18 protein-coding genes are annotated in these 25,841 nt (G+C 42.7%); 16 read left to right on the top strand and 2 right to left on the bottom strand.

Annotated features, from left to right (window positions below; all coding sequences use genetic code 11):
• Positions 1 to 354: 354 nt before the first annotated feature.
• Positions 355 to 1,077, top strand: coding sequence for a hypothetical protein (locus tag CSV80_RS15825; RefSeq protein WP_099671642.1), 723 nt, complete (start codon positions 355 to 357; stop codon positions 1,075 to 1,077).
• Position 1,078: 1 nt separating this feature from the next.
• Positions 1,079 to 2,884 carry a hypothetical protein gene (locus CSV80_RS15830; protein WP_099671643.1) on the top strand — a complete coding sequence of 602 codons (1,806 nt, stop codon included), beginning with the start codon at positions 1,079 to 1,081 and terminating at the stop codon, positions 2,882 to 2,884.
• A gap of 505 nt (positions 2,885 to 3,389) precedes the next feature.
• Here the strand turns inward: CSV80_RS15830 and CSV80_RS17590 are convergent.
• Positions 3,390 to 3,560 (bottom strand): hypothetical protein, encoded by a 171-nt coding sequence (locus CSV80_RS17590; RefSeq protein WP_158231988.1) that lies wholly within the window; start codon positions 3,558 to 3,560, stop codon positions 3,390 to 3,392.
• An 18-nt stretch (positions 3,561 to 3,578) separates the two neighbouring features.
• Here CSV80_RS17590 and CSV80_RS15835 point away from each other — a divergent pair, with 18 nt between their 5' ends.
• The 11 genes from CSV80_RS15835 to CSV80_RS15895 all read left to right on the top strand — a co-directional run bounded on the left by CSV80_RS15835 (position 3,579) and on the right by CSV80_RS15895 (position 22,923).
• Complete coding sequence (locus CSV80_RS15835) at positions 3,579 to 4,496, top strand: nuclease-related domain-containing protein (protein WP_158231930.1); 918 nt, start codon at positions 3,579 to 3,581, stop codon at positions 4,494 to 4,496.
• 657 nt (positions 4,497 to 5,153) lie between these two features.
• Complete coding sequence (locus CSV80_RS15845; RefSeq protein WP_099671646.1) at positions 5,154 to 6,383, top strand: CAP and S-layer homology domain-containing protein; 1,230 nt, start codon at positions 5,154 to 5,156, stop codon at positions 6,381 to 6,383.
• A gap of 89 nt (positions 6,384 to 6,472) precedes the next feature.
• Positions 6,473 to 7,660, top strand: coding sequence for a S41 family peptidase (locus CSV80_RS15850; RefSeq protein WP_099671647.1), 1,188 nt, complete (start codon positions 6,473 to 6,475; stop codon positions 7,658 to 7,660).
• Positions 7,661 to 8,274: 614 nt separating this feature from the next.
• On the top strand, positions 8,275 to 9,567 hold the full coding sequence (locus CSV80_RS15860) for a nucleotide sugar dehydrogenase (protein WP_099671649.1): 1,293 nt from the start codon (positions 8,275 to 8,277) through the stop codon (positions 9,565 to 9,567).
• Positions 9,564 to 10,274 (top strand): WecB/TagA/CpsF family glycosyltransferase, encoded by a 711-nt coding sequence (locus tag CSV80_RS15865; protein WP_099671650.1) that lies wholly within the window; start codon positions 9,564 to 9,566, stop codon positions 10,272 to 10,274. Before CSV80_RS15860 ends, CSV80_RS15865 begins: the two co-directional genes overlap by 4 nt.
• Positions 10,275 to 11,083: 809 nt before the next feature.
• A complete protein-coding gene (locus CSV80_RS15870) occupies positions 11,084 to 14,572 on the top strand; it encodes an S-layer homology domain-containing protein (protein WP_099671651.1) in 3,489 nt (1,162 codons plus the stop codon).
• A gap of 72 nt (positions 14,573 to 14,644) precedes the next feature.
• The gene (locus tag CSV80_RS15875) at positions 14,645 to 15,076 is read left to right on the top strand and encodes a hypothetical protein (RefSeq protein ID WP_143560509.1); all 432 of its coding nucleotides are present in this window, start codon (positions 14,645 to 14,647) and stop codon (positions 15,074 to 15,076) included.
• A gap of 37 nt (positions 15,077 to 15,113) precedes the next feature.
• Positions 15,114 to 19,829, top strand: coding sequence for a coiled-coil domain-containing protein (locus CSV80_RS15880; RefSeq protein ID WP_099671653.1), 4,716 nt, complete (start codon positions 15,114 to 15,116; stop codon positions 19,827 to 19,829).
• Between the two features lie 225 nt (positions 19,830 to 20,054).
• Entirely contained in the window at positions 20,055 to 20,699 is a 645-nt protein-coding gene (locus tag CSV80_RS15885) for an Ig-like domain-containing domain (RefSeq protein WP_099671654.1), read from the top strand.
• Between the two features lie 54 nt (positions 20,700 to 20,753).
• A complete protein-coding gene (locus tag CSV80_RS15890) occupies positions 20,754 to 21,929 on the top strand; it encodes an S-layer homology domain-containing protein (RefSeq protein WP_099671655.1) in 1,176 nt (391 codons plus the stop codon).
• A 157-nt stretch (positions 21,930 to 22,086) separates the two neighbouring features.
• Positions 22,087 to 22,923, top strand: coding sequence for a hypothetical protein (locus CSV80_RS15895; RefSeq protein WP_099671656.1), 837 nt, complete (start codon positions 22,087 to 22,089; stop codon positions 22,921 to 22,923).
• A 38-nt stretch (positions 22,924 to 22,961) separates the two neighbouring features.
• Here CSV80_RS15895 and CSV80_RS15900 read toward each other — a convergent pair whose 3' ends face one another.
• Positions 22,962 to 23,441 carry a VanZ family protein gene (locus CSV80_RS15900; RefSeq protein WP_099671657.1) on the bottom strand — a complete coding sequence of 160 codons (480 nt, stop codon included), beginning with the start codon at positions 23,439 to 23,441 and terminating at the stop codon, positions 22,962 to 22,964.
• 118 nt (positions 23,442 to 23,559) lie between these two features.
• Here CSV80_RS15900 and CSV80_RS15905 point away from each other — a divergent pair, with 118 nt between their 5' ends.
• Genes CSV80_RS15905 through CSV80_RS15915 form a run of 3 tightly spaced genes read left to right on the top strand, consistent with a single transcriptional unit; the run spans position 23,560 to position 25,828 of the window.
• A complete protein-coding gene (locus CSV80_RS15905) occupies positions 23,560 to 24,306 on the top strand; it encodes a YveK family protein (RefSeq protein ID WP_099671658.1) in 747 nt (248 codons plus the stop codon).
• Positions 24,284 to 25,003 carry a CpsD/CapB family tyrosine-protein kinase gene (locus CSV80_RS15910; protein ID WP_158231931.1) on the top strand — a complete coding sequence of 240 codons (720 nt, stop codon included), beginning with the start codon at positions 24,284 to 24,286 and terminating at the stop codon, positions 25,001 to 25,003. The genes CSV80_RS15905 and CSV80_RS15910 overlap by 23 nt, the downstream gene beginning before the upstream one ends.
• A gap of 57 nt (positions 25,004 to 25,060) precedes the next feature.
• Positions 25,061 to 25,828 (top strand): tyrosine-protein phosphatase, encoded by a 768-nt coding sequence (locus tag CSV80_RS15915; protein WP_099671659.1) that lies wholly within the window; start codon positions 25,061 to 25,063, stop codon positions 25,826 to 25,828.
• The last annotated feature ends 13 nt before the right edge of the window (positions 25,829 to 25,841 follow it).

Genomic DNA, 25,841 nt, shown 5'->3' on the forward strand with positions numbered 1-25,841 from the left:
TTTACGACACGAGAGCGTCGTTTATTTAGCGTGCTTACAAAGATCTTACCCTTTTAATCAAGCTAGTAAACCATGTATAGTGCATGGGATGCGGGTTATAAATTTACTGTGAATTCTTAAGTTGACAGCTATGGGCTCGGACCGCGCCCTCCAGAAAGCGTCCCCCATCTGAAGCGGAAATCCCATGCGCTATGTAACTTCATTATTCCTTTTCAGCGTTTAAATCTCCAATTCTATTGCCAAATTCTGCAACAAAACGAGACATTCGTTGCAAATCCGTCATTTTTTGATAAAGTAAGAGAGATAGAAACTGATATAATCAGTGGATAAGTTGGAGGCAAAGGAGAAGTACATATGTATTCTACTTACGGTTACTGGCGTTCGTTAGTTTATCCTGACCGGCTTGCCGTTGAAATCGGGCAAAGCACCGTCACTGGATTCAAACGCCGTGTGTTTAGCGTATTCATTTTGGGCATCATCCTGTTCGTCCTCCGCGATATGTGGGGCATGAATACCGGGACGATGACGTATATTTTGGCGAACGGTTCGCTCGATGATTTCACCATCGGCCGCATCACCGCGTTAGTCGGCGCCATACTCTGGGCTATCATCTACATGTCGTTCCATTTCTGGGGCGTCGCATGGATTTTAAGCATGCTGACGAAAATTCCGTTTAAGCCATTGCTGAAGTTGCAGCTAGTGGTCACGGGATTATTATTAATTGAAAAACTCATCAACTTCCTGATTTTCGCGGTTGCTGGAAAAACATCAGCGGTTTCGATTCTTTCATTCGGACCACTCGCGGTAACATTTTTGGATAATTGGTACATCATTCTATTTGTCAATCAACTTACGATTTTCTCTGCATTGATCGTGGCGGTTCAGTATCGCTTCATCAGCTTCTCGAAAGTGGAAACGTCACTTGTCGGTGAAGAAGTTGTAGAGCATACAGGTATCCGCAAGCAGGCATTGTGGATGTTGATCGCCTTGCAAGTGGTCTTTGCATTGATCACAGCGGCAGTTGGCTTTGCTCCTATCGAAAAAATGTTGAACTTGTTAATGATTGGGGGACTATAAGATGAAAACACAAAACATCATCGTGACAGTCCTCGTTACAGCGTTCTTAGCATTGAACACGTATTTGGTGTTCGCTGAAAAAAGTGTCATCCCGAAAGCGCAGTACGTCAGTGAGTACGAACGGCTGTCTGCGGATGATTACAAGAAAGAGCTCGACAAAGAAGGGTTCATTTCGCCAAAAGATTTGCATACGATCTACCTGAAAGACGACCAGACAATTGATTCATGGCTCGTTCAAGAAGGGGAGACAGTGGACTTTGGAACGGAGCTCGCTTCATTGAAAGTGGATCACATCGATTCTAAACGCAATGAATTAGACTCGGAACTATCCGCGTTGCAAAACCAGTCGTCTTCGATTTCACAAACGATCAGTAATCTCGAGTATGAACAGTCCTCTGCGGGCGGTTCGAAAAACGACAGCGATTACTACGATACGAACGACGAGAAAAAAGTGCGTGTCAATTTGAATGTCGGAATTGAAGTGAGAGAAGATGGAACGTATGCGCAAGCGATTGCGGAAGCGGAGCGTGATCTCGCAGAAGTGCAAAGAAAAACGGAAATTGTCGAAGCGCAGCTCGCTGAAATACCGAATGAATCTGCATTGACAAGTCCGGTCAGCGGCTACGTCGTAGCAATCAAACGTGATAGCGAATCACCATCTATTGATATTTACAGCACCGACCAGACCATTGTCACATACGTTCTCGACAACGAATGGCCAAACGTGGAAACGGGCGCGCCGGTTACGATCCAGCACGACTCAATCCAAACACCATTCACACCGAAAGTCGATCCAAATCAACAACCAGAAGATCAAGTAGAACCAATAGAACCTGAAGACACAGAAGACGGAATCGGCAGTGCAAAAGGCAAATCCGTAGCGTCTCTATCTGCTGACGGCGTACCACCGAGCACCGTACCGTACGACGATCCGAAAATGGAAATCGACGGAACGAATACAGAACCACCAGCTGGTAATTCGAATGCTCCTGAAGAGAATTTCGACGGCACATCGGGTAACCCGGACGGTTCAATCGATCAACCGGATACGCCGGTATCTTCACCGGACAGCAGCATTGACAGTTCGAACAATAACAACTCAGGCACGGAAACTACGCCGAACACGGAGACGCCAACAACGGACACTCCGAATCCAGATGATGCAACAACAAATACAGACGGAACCATGTCTAATCCGGAAGTAAATGATTCACCTGAAGGCAAACCTGTCTTAACGAATAAACAAAAGAAACTGGCTGAAGCTCAAGAACGCATCACACCGGACTACCCGAATAACATCTCCACAATTAACGGAGTCGTCGTATCGGTATCCAAAGTGCCTGCGAAAGACGACGAATGGCTAGAAGCGTATAAAGCCTTAGGCAATACACAAAAAGACAATCCACTAGCGTATTACGAAGTGCGCGTAGCACCGTACGACGAGCAAATGAACTTGCCATTCGGCACGAACGTCAACACATTTATTCAAACAAATGAAGCAAATCAAGTCGTTAGTGTCAAAACGAACTGGCTAACGGATAAATACCAGAACAATGCGAAAGTATGGACGCTAGACAACAATGGACGAGCAGTCCAAAACACAGTCGAAGCACCATTCACATCACTTGATCGAACCGTCCTCACAACGGGCGTCGAACCAGGAGTGATCGCATTGCACAACGACGATCTAGACAGCAGCCTCGAGCACCAATCCGTCTTCCACCCACTGCCGCTCTATCTGCCGGAATGGGAACAATGGAAAACAACGCCTTGGCAACACTATGTACGGTATTTGATTAAACGATGAAAAACTGCCCTTTAGGGGGCAGTTTTTTTCGTTTTTGCGTTGGAGGGTCCTCATATGGACATTGTATTGAACTAAATTAAGCAAGGCGAAGCCGCCGCGCTCAAACATTTCTTTAAGCGCTCTATCAAACTCCTTGTCCGCTCAATCCACATACTTGAGTGCTCTATCAACCCACGTATCCGCTCAATGCCCACGCTAACCCGCTCTATCAAGCGTGCGATCCGCTCATACGACTATTGTATTGAACTAAAACCAGCAAGGCGAAGCCGCGCGCTCAAACTTTCTATTAAGCGCTCTATCCACCTAGCGAACCGCTCTATCCCAAGGCCCAACCGATCTATATGACCGTCTATCCGCTCTATCGCATCCAACCACCGCTCTATCAAACCAATCAACCGCTCATAGCCCCCAAAATTCACATGACTAAAGACATATTTTTAAACAAATTCACACCCTAAATCACTCTTCACACCGTGAAAATTGAATTTTCCCCAACAAATCCGAGCTAAAATCCAATTTCACCCCCAATAATCCATCCGAAATTGAATTTATCCCAATACTTCCCAACAACCAACACTCTTGCTACAATATATACACGCACCAACAATCCATAATAGGGAGGTGAACCACCATACTCTACAAAACTCGCACAATCCCCAAGCTGATCATCGGCCAACAGGCGCTATTAAAACGCTTGCCGGTCAATCACGACAAGTATGAAAAAATCCGCACCGACTTTTACAACGGCAATGCAGGGTTTGGAGGGGAGAGGGAATTCGACTACCAATTACGAGACTTCATCCCGCCGTATCCGCACGCAATCCTCCACGATATTTTCTTGAAACACGAGCATGCCTATTTCCAAATCGACTCCATCTTGATTACCCCGAGCACCATTATCCTGTTCGAAATCAAAAACATCGCAGGCAAACTGCACATCAAGCAAAATCCGACACAATTCATCCGCGAATCAGTCAACGGGGAACGCACCGTCCTGAGAAGCCCAATCGAAGAAATGGAACGCAAAAAACACTACTTCGCCAGCTGGCTGCAAGCGCGCAACATCGACATTCCCCTCGTCGACTACATCGTCTTCGCCTACCAAAACGAGCTCACCATCGAAAACACATCGTCCCACCGACTCGTATTCTCGTATGAAATCCCCAACCGTTTAAGAAATTTAGAAATGAAGGCAGATATTTTGAACGCAAAACAGATTACTAGATTAGCGAATGAACTCTTAAAAACACACCGCCATTACGACCCATTTCCGCTAATCGAAAAATATGCACTATCCATAAATGATCTGGCAAGCGGTGTTACGTGCCCGAATTGCGAACAATTAACGATGCTGTGGCGGACTAGAAGTTGGCAGTGCCGAGCGTGTGGCCATATCGATCGCCATGCCCATCATGCCACGCTAGCCGAATGGTACTGCATTGGCGGCGCGCAACTCACCAACCGGCAATTCCGCCACTTCACCAACATCCACTCCCGCCACATAGCGAAACGAATGCTAGCCAACCCCTTCACCGAAATGTCCGGCAAAAAGCGCAACGCGATCTACCAACTCTCTCCGAGACTTCTTCAAACAGAAAATCTGAAATTGTAAAAGCAATCAAACCAGTGCATAAGCTCTTCGTGCGCTGGTTTCTTATTGAAATCAACTAACGCTCACGCTCAATGTTTTGAGCTATCTGCTCAATCATGACGCCTAAGCGCTCTATCCACCCAATTAACCGCTCTATCAAGCCAGTACTCCGCTCTATGTAGACACACATCCGCTCATAACCACGGCACGACCGATCATAAAGAGATTCCTTCCATTCAAAACTCCCACGCGCTCAATGTTTCGAGCTATCCGCTCAATCCCCACGGTCACCCGCTCTATCCACCCAATCACCCGCTCTATCCACCCAATCACTCGCTCTATCAAGCTAGTACTCCGCTCTATAAAAACAACCATCCGCTCATAACCACGGCACGACCGCTCATAAAGAGATCCCTACCATTCAAAACTCCAACGCGCTCAATGTTTCGGGCTATCCGCTCAATCCCCACGGCCACCCGCTCTATCCACTCAATCAACCGCTCTATCAATCCAGTACTCCGCTCTATACAAACGAACATCCGCTCATAACTACAGCCCAACCGCTCATAACCCCCACCCCAAAATATACAAAAAGTCAAATAATACAACAAATTTCACCAATACCCTACCAAACCACCTGCCAAATCCCGTATACTTTAACAAAAGGAGGACGTTTATATGAGTCTAGTTTGCAACAAAAAAATATTCTTAAGTACTATAGCAATGAGCGTCGCTGTGTCCGCAGGGGGAATAGCTACTTCTGTACCAGCAGAAGCTGCGAAAGCTGTCCCGTTTAAGGACGTACCTGAGAAGCATTATGCTTACGACGCGGTGATGTATATGGCAGCCAATGACATCATTAAAGGCTATGCTGACAATACATATCGTCTGAATAAACCGGTTACTCGGGCTCAGGCAGCGAAGATGATTGCGGTTTCTATTGGGGCGAAACCGAGCCATGCGTATAAAATGGATTTCAAGGATGTAACGAAAGACAACGGGTCGTATGATCATATTCGCGCGTTGACACAGCGAGGTCTGTTTAAGAATGCGGAGAAATTCAATCCGAATAAACCACTTACTCGTGGCCAAATGGCGAAACTGTTGGTTCTTGGCTATCATATTGTCACGGATGACAACGACTTCATTATCTTTGATGATGTCAAGAAGAGCAGTGGCGCATATGAATACATTATTACGATTGCCGAACTGAATATCACCACGACGCGTCCAGGTGGGAAATTCAATCCGAATGATCCGGTCACGCGTGGCCAATTGGCTGCATTCTTATACCGTACGATGCAATTCGATGAAAATCGCAAAAAAGGATTGATTACGTATGATAATCAAAAGAAAGGCTATGTCGACAGAGATAAAAACTTGATTAAGCCGAATCCTGATAATCAAAAACCGTCACCTGAAAAGCCGAAGCCGGTACCACCAAAGCCGACGCCAAAACCACCAGCACCAAAACCGGAGCCGCCAAAACCGACACCCGTACCGCCTAAACCAGAACCAGAGCAGCCTTCATTAGCGGCACAGTCAATTATCAATGTGAATATCAAACGGAAAGACGCCAAAGTAAGCAATCTGCTGGCGGATCCTGCACTTAATCGCATGGCTAGCGCAAGAGCAGAAGATTTGGCGAAACTCGGGGAATTATCACATATCACGCCGACACATGGCACGCTTGTAGAGATGTTGGATAAGTTTGATTATAAATGGGAGGCTTACGGTGAAAACATTGGTGCTGGCTTTACTGACGCGCTGGAAATTACCAATGCTTGGTTAGCATCTCCGGCGCATAAGGAGAATCTCCTAAGTCCCGTATTTACGCATATGGGAGCAGGCACGGCACCCGATTCAGATGGTAAAATCTATTGGGTGACACTATATACTAAAAAATAATTATAGTTAGCCGCTTAAGCGCTGGTGTATAGGGTATAGTCTAAAGATACATACTTTTACCAACCCCACCGAATAAAGGAGGAAGCGCAATGAAACAAACCCTTATTGCAGTAATGGCTGTTTTCGCATGGCTCTGCTTAACACCCGCCACCGAAGCCGCGACTCTTGACGAAGTGAAAGAAATTGTCGATTTGTACTATTATGGCGACAAACCTACTAATCTTCGTAATGCAAAAAACGTCACCGAAGTCGTACGTCAGCTCGACGAATACTCGGTGTACATGACGCCAGCTGAATATAATGATTATCTCAATCAATACGCAAGCACCGAAGCACCGGTACAAGTTGCAACTATTGCGGCGCCGCACAATCCAGGCAATGTGAGTTCGAATATGATGTACGGAAACGTCGGATACTTGAAAATTAAGTCATTCTCTGCGCATTTACAAGAAGACGTGAACGCCCACTGGTCGCGTTTGAAAGCGGCAGGAGCGGAGAGATTGATCCTCGATTTACGTTTTAACGGTGGCGGCTACGTAGACAGCGCCGAGCAATTACTAGGCTTCTTCCCGAGAGTAAAAGAGGCGTACAAATTGCAAACGCGCATGGGCACACAGTCAGGTAAAGTCGTCCCAGCGAAAAATCAATTCCCGGTAGACACGTACGTACTCGTCAATCGCTACTCAGCATCCGCTTCTGAAATTGTGACCGTCAGCCTCAAAGACCAAAGCGCAGCGAACGTAGTAGGGGAGACCACAAAAGGAAAAGGTAGCGTCCAGTCGTTATTTGAATTAGAAAACGGTGGCGCACTGAAACTAACAACAGGTCACTACACAGGACCTAAAGGAACGCCGGTACAACACAAAGGCGTCGAGCCGAATATTAAAATGAAACCCGGCACGGAGCACGCGGGCATGCACAAACGCCTCGTTACATCTGACTTAGTTGCACAAGGTTACCAGTTTATCAAAGGACCAACAGACGTACCACAATCAAAAGTATTCAACGTCGAGTTCACGCAGAAAATGAACTTCGGTCCAGCGAAAAGTTTCAACAAGATGGAACTTGTGAAGTTCGGAAGCGTCTCTATACAAACGGCTAAAAAGGCTAGTGATGAGAAAACAATGACGATCCAGCCAGCGAAACCAATGGCGCTTGGCGCGGAGTATATGCTCATCGTTCACCCGGGCATAGCAGGCGCTAATGGGTTGAATGTGGTGAAGGGGACGTATACACCTTATACCGTGCAAGCGCGCGTACCGGCACGAGCTAAATAAATTGGTGATGCGGTAGAGAAGTTGGTATACTGTCATAGATGGAATAAAATTAAACTTGATGTTATTTCTATTAGATGGAGTGTAGGGTAAGGCAACGTGGATCGACGCTGCAGGCGGACGCTTTCCCATGGGCCCGCGGTGAGCCCCCTAGTCGCTATGCTCCTTTAGTGGTCTCACCTGATCGGGCTTGATCCATCGGGAGTCGCCGCCTTCCGCTTACGATCCACTGTGTGCTCCACTGGAGTTTCTGTGGAAGAGTAAAAACCTTAAGAACTCTATCATTTTTAAGAGTAACTATTAAAATCCAAGGATGAAGAGATTCATCCTTTCTGTTTGAATTTAAATGTATTGAGATCTTGAAACGGAGACCTCAACACAATGTAAAATGTGGTCAGTAACTGCCACCACACTGTAGGTAGGATCGGAACGAAAGGCGGCGACTCCCGGAGGATCAGCGTGAGTCCGAGACCCTGGACTGAACGAAGTGAGGGAAGCGGCTCGGGCCACGCCCTCGGGAAAGCGTCCGCCTGTAGTGTAGATCCCACCCCCAACAAAAAGTCTCACAAAGATAAGTCAACACAACCTAAAACAAGAAAGCGAAGGTATCATACACTATGGAAAAGAAATTATGCGTAGTAGGCCTAGGTTACATCGGCCTCCCAACTGCCGTCATGTTCGCAAACAGCGGCCTGCAAGTACACGGCGTCGACCGTAACGAACGCGTCGTACAACTGATCAACAATAAACAACTACATATAGAAGAAAACGGCTTACAAGAACGTCTCGAGAAAGCCGTAGACGCAGGACACTTCCAAGCATCGACTACACCAGTAGAAGCAGACGTCTACATCATTGCTGTCCCGTCACCGATCAATCCAGACAACACAGCGAACTTGGAATTCATCCGTGCGGCAACCGCATCGATCGTGCCATTCGTCAAAAAAGGCGCACTCGTGATCTTGGAATCAACAGTCCCACCAAAGACTGTCGAAAACATCATGCTGCCTGAATTACGCAAAACGGATCTGATCATCGGTGAAGAGCTATTCGTCTCTCACTCACCTGAACGCGTAATCCCTGGTAAAATCTTCGAAGAACTAGTCAACAACGACCGGATCGTTGGAGGAATCAATGCGAAATCAGCAGAAATGACAAAAGATCTCTACGAAGTATTCGTCAAAGGAACAATTCATCTGACGGACGCAACAACAGCGGAACTTGTTAAAGTCATGGAAAACACATACCGCGACGTCAACATTGCATTTGCCAATGAACTTGCAAAAATCGCAGAAGGTATCGATGTGGATATTTGGGAAGCAATTAAATTTGCAAACTTCCACCCACGCGTCAATATCCATACACCAGGCCCGGGCGTCGGTGGTCACTGTATCGCAGTTGACCCATGGTTCTTAGTAGAACTAGCACCTGAAAAAGCGGACATCATCAAAAAAGCACGTCTAACGAATGATGGCATGCCAATGTATACGGCAAAGCGCGCGCAGCACTTGCTACAAGAATACAATATCGAAAACGGTAAAGTGGCGGTTCTTGGTCTTGCGTTCAAAGGGAACGTCGACGACATGCGTGAAAGCCCGTCAACGAAAGTAATTGATTCTCTGCAACAACTCGGTCTAGACGTCGTATCATTCGATCCGCATATCAAAGAATTACAGCATTCGACGCAAGTGGCTACACTAGAAGAAGCAATCGGCACAGCGGATCTTCTTCTATTAACTACAGACCATGACCAATTCAAGGAACTGAATCCGGCAGACTTGCAGACGAAGCAGCCAAGACCGATCATGTTGGATACGAAAAATGCACTCGATGCGGATGCATGGGAACAAGCGGAATATCGCTTCTTCAAATTAGGGGATGGCAAAAAAGAGGGGCAGCTATACAAATGAAAGAAGAAATACTAGGCGTCTCCGTCAACACGGAGAACTACGATGAACTAATTCCGAAAGTGTTCGAGAATATCGAAGAAGGAAAGAAATCACTCATCGTCGCGATCAATCCGGAAAAGCTCATGAAAGCAAAAGAAGATCCAGAACTGAAAGCGTTGCTTAATCGGGCGGAATTCCAAATCCCGGATGGTATCGGCGTCATTCTCGCATCTAAGCTAAAAAAAGGTCAGATTCGTTCGCGTGTTACAGGAATCGACATGATGGACCGCGTCGTACAGGAAGCCGCAACACGCGGAAAACGCATTTTCCTCTACGGCGCGAAACCTGGAGTGGCGGAAGAAGCGGCGGCGAAATTGCAAGTCATGCATCCAAACATCCAAATCGCTGGTGTCCAGCACGGCTATGAAAAAGATGTACAAGTCATACTCGACACTATTAACGAAGCGCAACCGGATATACTATTCGTTGCGATGGGTTCACCGAAGCAAGAGCAGTGGATTGAACAATACCGCGATCAGTTACATCCAGTGGTGTTCCAAGGAGTAGGTGGATCATTCGACGTGCTAGCAGGGAATATTAAAAGAGCACCGGCTGTGTTCCAAAAAGCAGGAGCAGAATGGTTATATAGATTATTGCTTGAACCGAGTCGGATCAAACGACAAATGAATTTGCCGAAGTTTTTGGTAGAGGTGTATCGGAAGAAGTGATTTAGGAAGGTAAGGCTGATAGGGGCTGTTGGGTTGGGGTTGGCGCTTCGGAGGGGATGCGTGTCTTATGAGCCCGCAGTGAGGTCGCGTTGCTCTCTTTGGTTGTCTCTTCTGATCGGGCTGATCCTCCAGGATTCGCCCCAATCCCTTACAATGTGAGTGGGTAATACTTATTTATGGTCATTGAAGTTAGGATTATAGTTGTAAAAAACATTGAACTTAACCAGGTTCAAAGATAAAAATAATTAGCTCATTGCCTCCAGAATGATTCAAAATACCCCCTTCACCCCAACCCACCAACTCATATTTCTAGCTCTCTATTATTCCAAAATAAATCTACTAAACACGTCAACCAATTAACACTAGTAAGTTTAGAAATTTACTACTATTAAGTTACTATCTTGTAATCTAGTTAACTTGGTGATAGAATACGAAGTTGTAAGGATAATTTTCTCTATAGCATATAGCACGATACGTGCAAAGCGTTACGGTTGGTTGACCGCAAACAAAAAGGCTTGAACAGTTCCCATCTGTTCAAGCCTTTTTGTTTGGCAAAGATACTTTGCGTGACCAAGATACTGTATTTAAAAAACGCTATGGAAAATACTTGTATTTTGGTAATCTTTCGATACAATAGTAGATGGTATGAAAATAAAATGTCATACCGTGCTATTAGACTATCATCTAGTTCAAGATTTAATTGACTTTTAGCACATTCTTATCTATACTTTAATGTGTAATGCTTACTACTCTCATACATAGGTAGTAATAGGCAAAAACAAGAGATATTACGAGGAGGAAATTATTTAATGGCTAACCAACCAACGAAATACCGCAAGTTTGTAGTAGGGGCTGCTTCAGCTGCACTAGTAGCATCAGCAGTAGCACCAGTAGCATTCGCGGCTGAATTTACAGATGTAAAAGACAATAACTCACACAAAGCAGCGATCGACGCTCTTTCTGATGCAGGTGTAATCTCAGGATACCCAGACGGCACATTCCAACCTAACAAAACACTTACACGTTCTGACGTTGTAAAATTGATGGGTAAATGGTTGATCGCAGAAGGGTATGACGTACCTACTGATTACAAAACTAAACCACGTTTCTCAGACTTGAAGACTACATCTAACGATGAGCTTCTAAAAATGTCTGCACTAGTGTATGACAACGGAGTATTCGTTGGTAAACCAGACGGTTCACTAGATGCTAACGGCGACATCACTCGTGAAAACATGGCAATCGTTCTTGTACGTGCATTCGACCGCGTATATGACGTTGACCTAGTATCATACGTGAATGCACAAGAATTCGACAAAGACGTTACAGACCTAGGAAAAGCGAAAGCTGAAGCTCGTCCGGCAATCGACGTTCTAGACTTCTTCGACATCACAAACCCAGCTGCACCTGAGTTCAACCCAAAGAACACAACAACTCGTGCGCAGTTCGCTTCATTCCTTTACAAGACTACTCTAGTAGACTTCGATGAAATTGGTGGCGGAATTGTAGCTCCTGGAGTTGCATCTGTTAAAGGCATCAACGCTACTACAGTTGAAGTAACAATGAAGGACAAAGTTGAGAACATTAACTCACTTAACTTCACAATCGATGGTTTGACTGTAGCTAACGCTGCTGTAAAACAAACTGACGATAAAACTGTTGTATTGACAACTGCTACTCAAAAGGGTGGAGAAAAGTACACAGTGAAGTTGAACGACAAAGCAATCGGTACATTCACTGGTATCGAAGCTACAGTTCCAACTTCTATCAAAATCACTAACCAATCAGTACAAGGTAAAACTGGACAACAAGTTATCCTTTCTGCTGACACTGGCGTGAAAAAAGCTGGTATCCCTGTAACTTTCAACGTGAAAGCTAACACTACTGGCACAACGAACAAAGACCAAGTCTTCGAAGCTATGACGAACGAAGATGGAATCGCAACATTCTCTTACACTCAATACTCTGCAGGACAAGATCAAGTAACAGCTTACCCAACAGGTGCTCCAACAGTACGCAGCATCGGTTATGTATTCTGGGGCGTTGACACAATCCTTGCAGTTGAAGACGTAACTGCGGGATCTACAATCGGCAATGGCGCTAACAAAACTTACAAAGTAGTTTCTAAAGATGCTACAACTGGTAAGCCAGTAGCTAACCAAACATTGAATGTATCTTTCAAAGAGAACATCGAAGTAACACCTGATCAATTGAAAGACGCTACAGTTAACGGCGTAGATGTTGCTCAATTATCAAACGGTACAGTTACAAGAGCTGCACAAATCACTACTGACTCAAAAGGTGAAGCTACTTTCACTGTTTCTGGTAAAAATACATCAGTAACTCCAGTAGTATTCGCTGCTTACAATACTGCAACTACTAAAGATTACACTTACGATGCATCTGATCTTCAAGCTACTGCTTCAAAAGTAACATTCTCAGCTAACCAAGCAGAGTATACTCTTGAAATGGTTCGCGAAAACGGTGAAGTTGCAGCAACTGAGGGAACTAACGGTCGTAAATACACGTTGACTGTTAAAAACAAAGACGGCAACATTGCAGTAAACGAAATCGTTAACGTTGCATTCAATGAAGACTTAGACCGTGTGATCTCTACTAACACTGAAGCTAAATTCATCGAAGTAAATAACGACAACACTCAACAGTACTTCACTGGAGACAAAGCTAAGAAAATCTCTGTGAAAACTGACAGCAAAGGTCAAGCAACATTCGTTATCGGTTCTGATAAAGTGAATGACTATGCAACACCTATCGCTTGGATCGATGTAAACACTCCAAACGCTGTAGAAGGTAACTTTGATCAAGGTGAGCCAAATGTAATTGGTCAAATCTCTTACTTCCAAGCTGCTTACCTAGATGGCGCGGCATTGAAAGTTTACAACACAGCTGGTAAAGAAACAAAAGAATTCAAAGGTAGCGAAACTGCAACGTTTAAAGCAGAACTAGTTAACCAATCAAACAAAAAAGTTCAAAACACTTCAATCAAAAAAGCATCTTACACTGTATTCAATACAGGCGCTAACGATGTAAAAGTTCTTGCGGCTAACGGTGTTGATGAGCAAGTAATTTCTCCGAATCGTAGCTATACTGTTACTTATGAGAAAACTTGGAATGAAGCAACAAAAGCATGGGTTGGCAATACAGATCTTAATCTAAAACCAACAATGGATAAAAACGCTTCAGTACGCGTGGTTGCTACTGGTGTTGCTTTAGATGGCGATAAGGACTATGCATTCACTGCGAAGGAAGCTACAGCTTCATTCACAGCTACAAGTGCAGTTTCTGATCTATACACTGGAGAAGTGGTATCTTTCAACTCTGATAAGAAAGAACTTACTTTCAGCGGAAAAGATGCAGTTAAATATGCTGGCGAAAAAGATGTGACTTATGAATACAAAGGTCTTGGTAACACACCAATCGCAACTGCTGATGACTTCATCAAAGAGTTGAAAAAAGGTAAAGTTACTATCACTCGTGAAGTAAAAGGAAGCACAACTTCTTTCTATATCATCGAGCAAGATACTACTAAAGCAGGCCCTGCTGACACATCTGCTACATCTGTTGCTGACAAAGCTGCTGCTGACGCTGCAATCGCAAAAGTTGACGCACTTCCTGCTGTTGGAAGCTTGACACTTGCTGATAAAGCTAATGTAGAAGCTGCACGTGCTGCATTTGAAGCATTAAATGCAACTCAAAAAGGTCTTGTTTCAGCTGATACACAAGAAACACTTGAAAAGGCTGAAGCGAAAATGGCTGAGCTAGTAGCTGCTTCTGAAGACATTAAAAAGGCACAAGCTGCTGAAGATAAAATCACTGCACTTCCAGCTGTAGCGGATCTTACACTTGCTAACAAAGATGCTGTAAAAGAAGCTAGAACTGCATATGATGCATTGACTCCTGCTCAACAAAAATTAGTAGCACCGGCTACTGTTGCTGCACTATTGGCTGCTGAGAAGAAAATTGCTGAACTAGAAGCTGCGTTACCAGCTGATTATGAGTTCACTAATGTTACTGTAGATGCGAAGTCTGCTGGTGTAGAAGGACTTTCAATTTTCACAATAGATGGTACAGTTGCTGGAACTAAAGCAGCTGACGTGAAATCTGTAAGCCTATCATTCAACCCAGAAGTACCAGCACAAACAGCAACTTATGACGCTGCTACAAAGAAATTCACTTATAATGATACTTTCATCACTACTGATAAAGTAACTGTGCAAGGAATGAATGAAGCAGGTAAAGTAATTGTAACTAAAGTTGTCGACGTAGTTGCAAAATAATTTCAGATAAAATTTAAGAGCTAGCTTAGGAGGAACTAGGGTTTTTCCTTAGGCTAGCTTCTTATTTTAGGAATGAGTGAACTGATTATGAAGAAAAAAATAGCCTCATTACTATTTAGTGTTGGTTTAGCAGGTTCGTTACTTTTCACATCTACTGTTATAACACATGCTGCAGATACTAAAATAGAGTCAGGTATTTATTTTGTCAGTACAACTTCAACTGGAGAATATTATAGCTTTCCCACTTGGAGCAATTTAACATCAACTCAAAGAGGACTGTTAATTGTTAAGTATGGACAATCAAATATTAAGCCATATCTACAACCTTTGAATAAAATAACGTCTCTGGAAAAAATCGCTCAGAGTGGAAAACCGTTTTTAGAAGCGAGTACAAATTACCAGTTAAACGATCTTCCAGGACAATTTAAGGATTTTGAAACGGGAAAGATTATCGATACTGGTGCAGACGTAAATGAAAACTTTGAAGTAGTAAGTATAGATTGATTTGAATTAATTGTTTTTTAAAATGGAGGTTTAAAAAATGAAAAGAAAATTACCATTTGCAGTCCTTGCTGCAACAGTTGCTGTTCCAGCAATATTTGCACCAACACCAGGTTTTGCCGCTACAAACGATGAAGCAAAAAGTGGACTTTATTTTTCTGAGGCAGATGAAAAAGGTGCATATTACACATTTGAAGTTTGGTCCAATCTAACTCAGATTGAAAGAGGTATACTCCTTACCAAGTATGGTTCAGCAAATGTTCAAGTGCTTTTAAAAGCGCAAGGACTTGAGAAAATCACTACACTAGCTGCTATTGCAGATGCTGGAAAGCCATTCAATGATACTGCTGTCGAATACAACGAAGGCGATATTGAAGGAACATTCACTGATATAGTTACTGGTGAGGATGTTGTTATTGGTGAGAAGACAACTCCAGTTGTTGCTGTGAAATCGGTAAGTGCGATTAACGAAACATCTGTTACTGTATCTTTTCCTAGTAATGCTGAAGTTAAAGAGTCTGATCTAACTGATAAGACAATCGATTTCAAAGCCGGGGACCTAATATTAACAGCAGAATTTACATCTTTTAACGAGGACGATAAAACTGCTGTTTTTTCACTATCTGAAGGTAGTCAATTTGACACGGGGACAGAGTACATAGTTTCCGGGAAGAATCTTACATTTACAAACGATAAATTCACATATACGAATCCAAATGAAGAAGCGGCTGACGTGGTTGAAACGTTGATTGGTGGTCTTCCTGAAGATAGGGATCTTCTAGACGAAGGACAAAAAGTTTTGACTGTTCAAAAAGCTTATAATGAACTCTCTGATGATGTGAAAGAACTTATTAGTGCAGATGCGAAGTCAAAGCTTACTTCCACGGTTAATAATTTCAAATTATTCACACAAGCAGAAGCGAATGGCATTATCACGGCTATTAATAATGCCGATACTCTTGATGCAAAGAGAGCGCTTGTAAATCGTGCGGAAAATAACCTGGAAATTGCAAAAACGCTGGGCATGACAGATGCAGAATTTGCACATTTTAATGATTTTGTACAAACGGCTATAACTATTGTTGCGGGTCTGGAGTCTGTACAAGCTGCAGTAGAAGTAGCAGAAGCAGCAATTGCTGAACTTCCTGCTGAAATTACACTTGACGATGAAGCGACTGTAAATGCAGCACGTGAAGCAGTAGATGCAGCACTAGCAAAAGATTCTTCAGCAACTATTAAAGGCTTGGCAACATTAGAGGCAGCTGAAACGAAGATTGCGGATTTGAAGAAGGAAATTCTTGATGCAGCTATTGCCGAAGCCATCAGCCAAATCAGCTTGATTGGCAACCCGAAGAACTTAACACTTGAAGACGAAGCCAAAGTAGCTGCTGCAGAAGCGAAAGTAGAAGCAGCGAAACTAGTAGGGGCGACTGACAAGGCTATCGTAAACCTTGATCACCTACAAGCGGCACGTGCGCAAATTGAAACGCTTAAAGAAGAGTTATCCGATAAGAATAAAGCAATCCAAGCTGCCAAAGTAGCTTTGACTAACTTGCCAATCGCGAAAAACATCACACTTGCTGATGAAGAAGATGTGGAAGCAGCACGTACAAAGTATGACCTAGCGATCGAATTAGGCGCAAAAGTTGAAGACTTCTTGAATGTATGGAAGCTTGAAGAAGCAGAAGCGAAGATTGGCGAGCTGAATGAAGCTAAACTTGCTGCTGCTCCAGTAGTAAACGCAATCGATGCGTTGCCTACATTAGATGAGTTGACACTTGAAGATGAAGCAGCAGTAGAGGCGGCACGTGCAGCTTTCGGTGAATTGACTAAAGCACAACAGGCTTTCGTTACGAACTTGAATGCATTAGAGGTAGCTGAAGCAAAAATTGCTGACTTGAAAGAAACGGCACAAAAGTTAACAGAGGCAACAGAAGCAACACAAACATATGAAGCACTTGTAGATTCTGCAGAAAAAGCTAAGAAACTAGTCACTGATCGTGAGGCTCGTTTGGAAGCGCAGTCTGCGTTTACAAAAGCGACAAATGCGATTCAAGAACTTTCTTCGGGAGAAGCGAAAAATGAATTACAAGCTAACTTGGATGCAGCAAACAATATTGTAATTGCAGCTTCATTCGTTAATTCATTACAAGCGGCTACTGAAAACTTAACAGAAGATACACTTATGAATGCCAACATCAAGTTGACTTCTACTCAAGGTTCAGTATCAGCGATTAAAGATGAAACGATTAAAGCGGCTTTACAAGAGCTTGTGAATGTAGAAAAAGAGAAAATTAGTGCGCTTGAACGAAGCATTGCACTCGATGCAGCTGTTCAAAAAGCTGACGCAGCGATAGCTGAACTTCCATCTGTTGATGATGTGACTCTTGCAGATCAAGACGCAGTGAATGCAGCAGCTGAACTAGTTGATGCTATTGTTGAACTTGGTGGAGAGCCAAACTTGGTACTCGAAGATTATACGAAATTCTTTAATGTTTATAATAAAATTGAAGAACTAAAAGCTAATAAAGAACTAGTGGATGCAGCAAAAGAAGATTTGATTCAAGTTGTTAACGTAGCAAGCGAAGTATTAAAAGAAGCAGTACCAGGCGATGCAGTAGGAGAATATCCACAAGCTAGCTATGATTCATTTACTGAAGCTATAGCAGATGCCCAAGCAGTAGTGGATAGCGAGTCAGCAACTGTTGAAGAGGTAAATGCTGCAAAGCAAGCTCTCGTAACAGCACAGGCTACATTTGAAGAGACGGTTAACGTTTCAGCTTTAACAGCAGCTATTAAAGCAGCAGAAGCGGCGATTGCCAAGCTTCCAGTTATTGGTGAAGTAACTACTAAGGATGAAGCGATTGCAGCTGAACCGAAGGTAGAAGCAGCTAAGAATCTAATTGCTGAGGCAATTGACTTAGGAGCAACTGTTGATGAGATCGACGGTTATGCAGATTTAGTTGCATTAGAACGAAAAATTCAAGAGCTGAAGAATCCAACTACTCCACCTTCAGATGTAGACAAAACTGAGCTTGAAAATCTACATGGTAGTGTAGGTCAAATCGGCGCGGATGAAGCAAAATATACATCTGAGTCATTTGATGTATTCATGACTGCATTTGATGAAGCGAGTGCTGTTTTAGATAACGCACAAGCTACAGAGGAGCAAGTAACAACTGCTATAACACATCTTGAAACTGCTATTGCAGGTTTAAAGTATAACGCCGAGCAAACAGTTACTAACACTACTGATTTGGAGATAGCTTTAGGTGAGGCAGATGTTACTACGATTACATTTGATTCTAGCTTTACTACCGAAGAAGATGTTGTAATTGTGTCTGATACTCTTCAAGAATTGAACTTGGCTGGGACTATAAATGGCGACCTTACTGTGGATACACCGAATGCGACTGTTAACAATTCAGCGAAAGTTACCGGTACGATCAACATTGGTTCACCAAGTGCTCCCCAAGCATTTGCAAAAGCACTTGCTGCAGCAGCTGAGACAGGTACTTGGAATCAGAATGTAAGCAGTGATAACATTATTGTTAATACACCAGTTACCTTAACTGTAGGTGCAGGCGTCACAGTTCAGAATCTGACGTTGGACGAATTTACAATTTTGAATGTTGCGGATGATGCTGTTCTCACAAATCCTGTAAATGTTAATGCGGCATCTACTATTGTTTCTAAAAAACCAGTAAGTGCTAAGATTGCTGAAGGCACAAGCGTTACTGTTAAGAAAGACGCAAACGATGAAGGTACAGTAGTAGAGGGTACTGGGGTAGTAGTTCAAGTAGTATCATATATTGCTTCAGGAGAAGTTTCAGGTTTGTCTAACGAAGTGAAATTTGAAAATGGCAAGTTCACAGTGCCAGCAGAAGTAACTGAGTTCACTTTCAAAGATGGAGAAGCTGAAGTAAAAGCAACATTTGCGAATGATAAGTGGACATTTAAGACGCCAGGAGCGAGTCTTGAGCCAACTGTAGAAGACAAAGCAGCAGCGGAAGAAGTCTCGACACTAATTACTAGCCTTCCAGGTGAAAGCACTCTTCTTGAGAACGGTGAGCAAGTCGTAGATACAAAAGCAGCATTTGATACACTGACTGATGTTCAAAAAGCGCTTGTTAGCGATGAAAATAAAAACGCCTTGGCAGACACTGTTAAAACGTATATTAGTTTCGTAAAAGCAGACATCTCTGGCTTGAACGTAAAAGTAGCAAATGAGTCAGACATTGCTAAGAAACAAGAATATGTTGACACAGCAACAGCTAACCTTGCTTTCGCGAAAGATCTTGGATTCGCTGGTGGGGAATATGATCAGGCTGCGAATCAAATAGCAGATGCTCAAAAACAAGTAACAGTTGGACTAGCTATTAAAGAAGCTACAATCAAAGTAGGAAACGATCTAATTAACTTCACTGCTGTTGAAGGAGCGAGTGCTAAACTAGATCTATCTGAATTGAAACCTGAAGCTACAGCAACTGTTGCTACTGTTACAGCATCTACTGATTCTATGCTAACTTTGAAATTTAAAGGAGTTAGTAAAGAAGTGATTCTAAATAAAGGTGTAAATACACTTTCAGCTAATGATTTAATCCCAGGCTTGAATCCGAATACGCCATTAACAATTTCATTCTTACAACAAATTGCTAACGGAGCTGAATCATTGGCGATTGCAACGACATTAGTAGATACTTCTTCTAATGAAACAGTTACTGGCACATTAACAATTTTGATACCTGCTAAGTAAATAGGTTTATCTTACGACCATTTAGAATGTGTTTAATGCAAAGTGTTGGTCATTCTTTAAGGTTTTGAGAAGAAAACTTAAGAACAGTATACAAAAGAAACTGCGAGTCAATTCCAGAGGGTTTGGAGCTAACTCGCAGTTTTCTTGTTATATATGAAAGTTGTCGCATACCTCTTTTGGTAATAATTTTCCCTACATCCACAACTAGAAAGGTAGAAGATGAAAATGAGGTTGACTAGAAAGTTATTTGTTTCAATTATTTCAATAATCATGCTAACTATGACACTCCCTATAATCAGTTCTGCTGCTATCCTGTGGCCACCGAAAGAAAACCCCGTACCGTCAAATAAGGAGTGGAAAGTTACTTTTAGTCTTCCTATAGACGAAGAAACGGTAACCAGTAAAAATGTATATGTAGTAGATGAGAGAGGCAATATACAAGCAACAGCACCTAGTGTCGCTCTTGGCAATTCAACAGAATTACTACTATCCGCTCCATTAAACGGTTATGAAGAAGGTAAAACTTACACTCTTCATGTTACGGATCGTATCAAATCGAGAAATGGTAAAGGTTTAACTGATGGTGTAGAGATGGATTTCACTATAGAAAGTATAAATATACAAGATATGATCCTTGGTACGTGGAAAGGTGATTACATAGGTATAAATTTCTTGGCGATATTTAATAAGAATTACACAAGCCAAGTAATTTTAGATGGACAGACTGAAGAAGGAGTCTATTCTATTTCGGGCGACCAGATGACCATGCGGTTGTTGGAAAACCAACGAACAGGCCGAATAAATATAATTTCAAATAACGAGTTTACGATTACTAGCGCCTCAGGAAAAGTTATACGATTCAAAAGATAGTAAATTATGCTAAACTAGTTCTGAAGCAAACAAATTATACTGGAGGTAGATTACATGAAAAAGAGTTCAAAAGCATCTCACAAATTGTTTAAAGCTACTCTCGCGACAACAGTCGCTGCTGGAGCATTCGTTGCAGCAGTACCGGCAGTAACGAATGCAGCAGTAAGCTTTAAAGACGTTAAACCGGGAGTGCATTACTACGAGCCAGTACTAGAATTAGCTGGTCGTGGAGTAGTAAAAGGGTATGAAGACGGTACATATCGTCCGAACGCTTCGGTAACTCGTGCGCAAGCTGCGAAGATCTTAGCTCACGTATTGAATTTGGATACGACCAATGTCAAAGATCCTGGTTTCAGCGATGTGAAAAAAGGGACACCGTATTATGGCCCAATCGCAGCGTTAGCTCAAGCAGGTTATATTAAAGGATATGAAGAAAAAGGCGTGAAGTCGTACAAGCCTAACGCTAACTTGACTCGTTCACAAATGGCTAAAATTCTTACACTAGGTTTCGACTTGGAAGAGAGCGCATTAGCTGCTAATCGTTTCAAAGATGTAAAACCAACGGATGCGTATGCAGGGTATGTAGCGGCATTACTAGCCCTAGATATTACTACGGGTACAACTCCGACTACGTTCTCACCTAATGGATTGGTGACAAGAGGACAGATGGCAACTTTCGTCGTACGTACAGAAGTTGCGCTTAAAGAAGAAACACCAGAACAACCGGAAATACCTAACCCAGAGCAACCAGAAGTACCAGAAACACCTAATCCAGAGCAACCAGAAAAGCCAACGCCACCGGTAGACCCAACTGGAGAGCAGTTACTACAGAACAGCATTCAAGCTGAGCTGGCGAAGGTCAATACTTCATCAGATGCTGTAGTTATCTCATTTAGTGGTAGTACGTTCAATGTAGAACTCAAAAAGCCTACAAGTACAGTAAATGACTTCTCTGTTGTGGCAAAACCAATATTTAATGCTATGAAAAAGAACACAGTGATCAACTCAGCTACAATTTCAGTCGTGATCGGTGGACAAGAAATTACGTTCACTGAGACAGATATAGACAATAGCCAAGACTTTGATCAGGTGTTTAACAAAGCGTTAGCTAAAGTAGGTCTAACAGGTGATTCAACGCTAGAAGTTCTAAAAGGAAGAACAGTATCACTGAATGTAAAAGGCTCGATCGATTCTAAATCATTCAATAGCACGTATCAATTTACATTCTAATTAAACTTTCTACGAGTAACGTACAAAGCCTTCTCGAAATATTGAGAAGGCTTTTACTATTTTGTTGTATGTATACTAGTTTTGTAATCTTCTGCTATCAAACATTCTCAAAATCTGTTAAAATTCACATAGGATTAACTTGTAAAGGAGATTATTTATGAAGAAAAAGTTTAAAATATTTTTATTGGCAATTCTTGCACTAGTTGTTGTAGGCGGGGGCTATCTCTTATACATTTTCCAATTCAAAGAGTATGAAGTGGCGGATGAAGAAGTGGATGAGATCATAGACAACCCGTATGATATTGTCTTGCCTAATGGAACCAAGCTTGTAATCGATGGCGAAGAGGCAAGTGGTGATGAAAAGAATCAACAAACGGCTACTGCTGATGGTGAAAAAACGGACGGTCAGCAGACAGCGGGTGTCTCGTCATCCACTGCAACAGAAGATAAAACAACTTCTTCTAGTACTGCAGGAGGAGGCGCATCTACTAGTCAAGCAGACGGTGTAAAACAACCAGCTAAAGATAGCGCAGGCAACACAGCAGACAAAAACTCTTCTACTGGCAATCAATCAGATAAAAAAGATCCTGCCGTTACGAAACCTACGACAGGAAATGCTGGATCCGCAAAACCAGCTAAAAAGGATTCTGTAGCGTCGATCAAACAAAAATACGTGCCCACCGTCAACAATCTACAAGGACAAGTTGATGGCAAGATCAACTCGTTGATCAGCCGTGCGAAAAATGAATACAGTACGAAAAAAGCGAACGGTGAGAGTATCGATTACGGGTACTTCTACAATAAATATATGTCTGCTGCCAATAGTCTAGAGGCACAGACGGATGCTGTATTTAATGGAGTGGTTAGCTCGCTTGAAAAAGATCTGCAGGCCAATGGATATGATAAATCGTATTCACAAAGCATTCGCGATGAATACGCTGCACAAAAAAAGGCGCGTCGTGATAGCATAATGAGTAAAGCGATGGGCAGGTAAATGGAAAAACGACTAGTCTAAAAGGATTTCCTTTTAAACTAGTCGTTCTTTTTTATGGACCGCAACCATGCTACGATTTGCAAAATGATCAAAAATGTCAAGGCGCCGGACATGTCTAGTATGACGTCGCGAATGGTGGCGGTCCGTCCATCTGTGAAATATTGATGAGTTTCATCAATACATGCAAGTAGTAATGTAATGATGCTTGCAATCAAGAATCTAGGAAAGCGCGATGGCAGCGATAAGAAAATTCCAGCCGCAAGTAGTCCGAACAATACAAAGTGTGCGCTTTTACGTAATAGAAATTCCACGAAGTGATAATACCCGCGTTCTTCTACAGAAATCGTCGTATTCCAGTAAGGTATGGACAAAGCGGATAGTGTGGTTTCAAATGGCTTGTTCGTTAATAGATTTTCTAATGTAGGAATCAGGGATTGCTGTTCATACGTTTGACTTGAAGAAACAAATAAACTACCAATAATACATAGGACGATAATAAATGCTAAGGCTTTTCTCATACGCTTAGTATAACATTTTTAAACAATAAACCTAGTTTTAAATGGTAATTCGATATTTTTCACCATGCTTATATGCTATACTATACTCAAGTTTGCCGAAAAGGAGCAATATTATATTATGGAAGAAACCATTAGTTTACAGGAGTTATTTTCAACGTTAAAAAAACGGTTAGGTCTAATTATAGGAATTACGATAGCGGCAGCAGTCATTGCGGCAATCGTTAGTTATTTCTTTTTAACCCCTATCTATCAAGCTTCTACACAGATACTAGTCAATCAACAAAAAACGGAGCAACAAGCATTTGATTCTCAAGACATTCAAACGAACTTACAACTGATCAATACATATAATGTCATTATTAAAAGTCCAGTCATCTTATCACAAGTAATAGAACAATTGGACCTGGACATAACACCGGTAGCGCTAAACGCTCAGCTCACAGTGAATAGTGAGCAAAATTCGCAAGTTGTGAATGTCACTGTACAAGATCCGGAAGCACATAAAGCAGTTGATATTGCGAATACCACTGCGGAAGTGTTCCAGAAGGAAATCGTCAATTTAATGAAAGTCGATAACGTAAACATTTTATCGCCAGCCGTCTACGTGGAAAATCCGAAGCCTGTGAAGCCGAATAAAGAGCTGAACGTAGCGATCGCAGCAGTCATCGGACTCATGATCGGTGTAGGAATCGCGTTTTTACTTGAATACTTAGATACAACAGTGAAAACGGAACAAGATATTGAAGAATTGCTCGGTTTACCGGTGCTTGGGCTAGTTAGTCCAATCTCTGACAAACTAGTCAACACCGCAACCGATGCTTCAAAGAAAGGGTCAAGTGCACATGTCAAAAAAGCGCATATTTAATAAGAAGAAACAGCCTAAACAGTCCGTCGCGCGTAAATTAGTCACGCAAACGAGCCCGAAATCGGTTGTGTCAGAGCAATTCCGTACCGTACGGACGAATATCAACTTCTCCATGCCGGATCATGATCTAAAATCTATTCTTTTTACATCGGCCACACCAGGAGAAGGGAAGTCCACAGCATCAGCCAACACAGCTGTCGTCTTTGCGCAAGAAGGAAAGAAAGTGCTCCTAGTTGACGCGGATATGCGAAAACCGACGACGCATTATACATTTTCCCGAATGAATGCGACAGGACTATCCAACTTATTGACGCGTCAGTGGGAGCTCGAAGATATTATCCAACAGACAGATATAGAAGGGCTCGACCTTATCACAAGTGGACCGATTCCGCCCAATCCAGCAGAACTATTAGGTTCGAAGACAATGGACGTACTCATAGAAAGTCTTAAAGAAAAATATGACATGATTATTTTTGATGCACCACCCGTTTTATCTGTGACAGATGCGCAGATTTTGTCAAATAAAGCAGAAGGTACGATACTAGTTCTAAATGCAGGCACTACGGAAAAAGAAAGTGTGCTGAAAGCGAAAGAGGCATTGGTCTCTTCTCAAGCAAACATTTTAGGAACGATCTTAAATAACTTCATACTACAGAAGGATCATTATTACTATCAGTATTATGGAAACGACGAGTGAAAGGGCCCTGTGCCTTTTCACTTTTCTTGAATAAAGTAAAGTGCTAGGAGGACATACATGATTGATATACATAGCCATCTATTGTTCGGTGTCGACGACGGACCGGAAACAATGGAGGGGACGATGCGCATGGTAGAAGAGGCAGCGTCAGAAGGAATTACCCATCTAGTCGTCACACCGCATGCTTATAGCCCGCAATATCACGTACCCGTGAAAGAAGTAGAAAGCCAAGTTCGAATGATTGGGGACGTTATTAAAGCGGCAGACATCAACCTGACCCTATCCACAGGTCAAGAAGTACGGATTCACGAACATCTCATCGCAAATCTATTGAATCAAGACATACTCACTATAGCAAACTCCCGTTATTTACTACTCGAGCTACCTACTCAAAACGTCCCAGCATACACCGTTCAAATCATCCAGTCATTACTTGAGGAAGGCGTCGTGCCGATCATTGCACACCCTGAACGCAATAAAGGTATAGCCGAGAAGCCTGAGCGACTAGAGCGGCTAGTACGTCACGGTGCGTTGGCACAAGTAACGGCAGGTAGTCTTGCAGGTCACTTTGGTAAAAATGTCCAGAAGTTGTCTCTTCAGCTAATAGAAGCGAACTTGATCCATGCGTACGGATCGGATGCGCATAATACAGATAACCGTCCATTCTTATTCAACAAAGGATTAGAAGTCCTTGAAAAGAAAGTGGATCGAGACACGGTCGATATGTTGCTGCTAAATAATCAACAAATCATTCACAATAAATTACTCACCATCTATGAACCGGAGATACCAGTTACTAGAAAATGGTGGAATTTAATTGGATAGGTTGTTAGTATGG

Origin of the sequence: Sporosarcina sp. P12(2017) (assembly GCF_002743035.1) — a bacterium.
GTDB lineage: Bacteria > Bacillota > Bacilli > Bacillales_A > Planococcaceae > Sporosarcina > Sporosarcina ureae.